Here is a 2,094-nt window from a genome sequence, read left to right as displayed (position 1 = left end):
CTGCGTCCGGTACTGATGGCTGCTGCTGCAACCGAGTCCTGCCGCAACGGCGGTGTTTGGGTAAAGGTTGCTGAGTAATTCTCACCCAATTACCGAAAACAACACGATACAAGAGAGGCGTTCCGCATAAGCGGAACGCCTTTTTGGTTTAAATCGGTTGACAAAATGCTCGTCGTGCGATATGCTCAGAGCAAAACAGAAAGAGGGTGTAGACATGGCAGAAACAATCGTAAAGCTCCGTTTTTTTACCATTCCGCAATGGGAGAAGGAAGCCAATTGGCTACGCAACATGCATCGACATGATGAAGCGGGTTTGGAAGGGAAAAGTCCTCCCGCTGCTGGCAATTTTCTTCTGCCTGTTGGGAACACTGGCGGTACAGAGAAGACATACGGTTGCCTTTATCTGCACGGTCGTTTTGCTGATCTTTTATGCCGTTGTCTTGCTTCAGTGCGGCGCGGCGTATTGGAAAGTGACAAGCAAACAAAGCAAGAAATAAAAAATTGGCTCTCCCGTTTGGGAGAGCCAGTGCCCGTTAATGCATATCTTTGAGCAGTTCCAAGGAATCCTTTGCCCAATTTAAATCAATGGTCTGGAAACCGCGTGCCGGTGTGTACAGATAATCGCGCACATCATTGGCGAATTTCTGATAGGTTTCCGGCGGCAGACGCAGATACTGTTCCGCGCCGTCCGGATGCACCAGGACAAACACGAAGCGGCCAGAGGTATCAATGCTGTGGAAGACCACATCAACGACATCGACATTGTCGCGAGTGAGCTGCATAATCAAAATGAGTTTGGTCAGCTCCAACGCACGGTCATCTAAATGCCGCTCCAATACATTGATTTTTTCGCGGAATTCATTTGGTGTCTTGGTGGTGCGCAGCGTATAATCGCTGAGCTGAGAGAAATCGCGGGTGTCATCTGCGATTTCACCGTCTGGCGCGAACCATACCATAAATTCATTGGCTGGGTCATGGTACAGACAGGGATGCAGCACCAGAGCTGTTTTTTTGCAGTTGGGACACGTCCATTCAAAAACAGATAAATCTTCAATACGGCGGCGGGCATCTGGGTCATGCGCGACATTGATGCTCGTCCACATCTGAAGCGGGCCATCTTCACCGCACTGCGGACAAGTAAACGTATTATTCTGAACTTCAGACATAACATACATCCTTTCTAGGGGGAAAACTATGAATTTATTTGACATACCGGAACAATTGCCGGAACAAGAGCTGACAGACATTTTGCTGGCAGGGCAGACGCGGATCGAGCGCATTATTTCCCATGGGCAGACATCGGACTGGTATGACCAGACAGAAGATGAATGGGTGTGCGTCTTGCAGGGAATCGGTGAACTGACCTATGCAGACGGCAGCAAACAGCGATTACATGCAGGTGATACTGCCTATCTTCCGGCACATTGCCGCCATCGCGTCAGCTATACGAGCGAGCCGTGTATTTGGCTGTGTGTGTTCCGTCAAGAGGAGTAATGGATACGCAGCAGGGTCTTTCCGGTCTTTGTCGCGGCGATTGTCTCATAAAAGTGCCGAATTTGCTCCTGAGAATATGGTTCTTCAAAGGCATTGACCAGAAAATCCGCTTCCAGTAAAATTTGATGATCGATGCCGTCAATGGGCTTGTACACATGGTGATGAGCGATAAGCCAGCAAATGCGGTCAATGTCTGCCGGTTCAAACGGAAAATTCTTGAGAATGCTTCGCGCCACAGCGGGACCTTCTATCTGCTGATATTGTCCGGCAGAGGAATGATGTACGCGCTCCGCTTCATGAATGCCGATGTCGTGCAAGACGGCAGCAGCTTCTAGTACGAACTGCGTATGCGCATCGACATGCTCACCATCCGCAATCATGCGGGCATAGTTGTGTACTTTGATGAGGTGCTGATTGCGAGCGGGATCTGCACCGTTATAGGCACAGGCGGCGAGCAGCAGCTGAGAAATCTGATGATACATGAAGATACCTCCTCTTGTACAAACAAATGGGAAAATAGCTCCCTCATGAGGGAGCTATTCTTGTTTCTGTTCTGTTTTAGTATAGCATATCCGGCGGGGAAAAGACAAGAGGTTAGAG

The 2,094-nt window shown here is 49.4% G+C and carries 4 protein-coding genes; 2 read left to right on the top strand and 2 right to left on the bottom strand.

Going from position 1 to position 2,094, the window contains the following annotated elements; genetic code table 11:
- Nucleotides 1-214: 214 nt before the first annotated feature.
- Nucleotides 215-550 carry a hypothetical protein gene (locus ACR0P9_RS11475; RefSeq protein WP_432620271.1) on the top strand — a complete coding sequence of 112 codons (336 nt, stop codon included), beginning with the start codon at nucleotides 215-217 and terminating at the stop codon, nucleotides 548-550.
- Here ACR0P9_RS11475 and ACR0P9_RS11470 read toward each other — a convergent pair.
- A complete protein-coding gene (locus tag ACR0P9_RS11470) occupies nucleotides 534-1,166 on the bottom strand; it encodes a CpXC domain-containing protein (protein WP_432620269.1) in 633 nt (210 codons plus the stop codon). The two genes, ACR0P9_RS11475 and ACR0P9_RS11470, sit on opposite strands and share 17 nt — an antisense overlap.
- Before the next feature lie 28 nt (nucleotides 1,167-1,194).
- On the opposite strand from ACR0P9_RS11470, the gene ACR0P9_RS11465 reads away from it, so the two are divergent.
- The gene (locus ACR0P9_RS11465; RefSeq protein WP_432620267.1) at nucleotides 1,195-1,494 is read left to right on the top strand and encodes a cupin domain-containing protein; all 300 of its coding nucleotides are present in this window, start codon (nucleotides 1,195-1,197) and stop codon (nucleotides 1,492-1,494) included.
- On the opposite strand, the gene ACR0P9_RS11460 is transcribed toward ACR0P9_RS11465, so the two are convergent.
- Nucleotides 1,482-1,976 (bottom strand): HD domain-containing protein, encoded by a 495-nt coding sequence (locus ACR0P9_RS11460; protein WP_432620265.1) that lies wholly within the window; start codon nucleotides 1,974-1,976, stop codon nucleotides 1,482-1,484. The genes ACR0P9_RS11465 and ACR0P9_RS11460 overlap by 13 nt on opposite strands.
- Nucleotides 1,977-2,094 lie beyond the last annotated feature (118 nt).

It is taken from the genome of Butyricicoccus sp., from assembly GCF_050872565.1.
Taxonomy (GTDB): Bacteria; Bacillota; Clostridia; order Oscillospirales; family Butyricicoccaceae; genus Butyricicoccus_A.
The sequence above is the reverse complement of the archived record's forward strand: the minus strand, read 5'-3'. Positions and strand labels throughout refer to the sequence as shown.